The following is a 390-nucleotide window of genomic DNA, read 5'->3' as shown; positions in this document are numbered from 1 at the left end:
GAAGAGGAATGCCTGGTGTAATCTGTGTTATCGGCACGAAGGGGGAAATGTACAGCGACCAGAATAAATCCCCGACTACCAGCCAGGCCGGAGTGGTCAGCACCTAAACCAGAATAAACAGATCCTGGCTGTCAAGACGGTCTGTATGTGACGCATACGTTCGATATAACCCTCAGATCAAAGACTTCTATACATCCCTCATTTCACGTGGAAAAGTAAAAAAAGTCGCGATCACAGCCTGTATCAGGAAATTCATAACGATACTTAATGCTATGTTCAGGGACCAGAAGGATTGGGTATACAGCTGAAGAGACAATTTACGACTCTGTATGAAGCAGACGATACGTAACACTGTTCAATCTGAACGAATTGAGGGTCCGCTTTGTGCCA

1 pseudogene is annotated in these 390 nt (G+C 45.4%); it reads left to right on the top strand.

The annotated features are described in order from the left end of the window. Nucleotides 1–161: 161 nt before the first annotated feature. A pseudogene (locus HFD97_RS22445) lies at nt 162–308 on the top strand (IS110 family transposase); the annotation flags it as partial. Nucleotides 309–390 lie beyond the last annotated feature (82 nt).

Source organism: Pantoea sp. EKM103V (genome assembly GCF_011800365.1).
GTDB classification, from domain to species: domain Bacteria; phylum Pseudomonadota; class Gammaproteobacteria; order Enterobacterales; family Enterobacteriaceae; genus Pantoea; species Pantoea anthophila.
The sequence above is the reverse complement of the archived record's forward strand: the minus strand, read 5'-3'. Positions and strand labels throughout refer to the sequence as shown.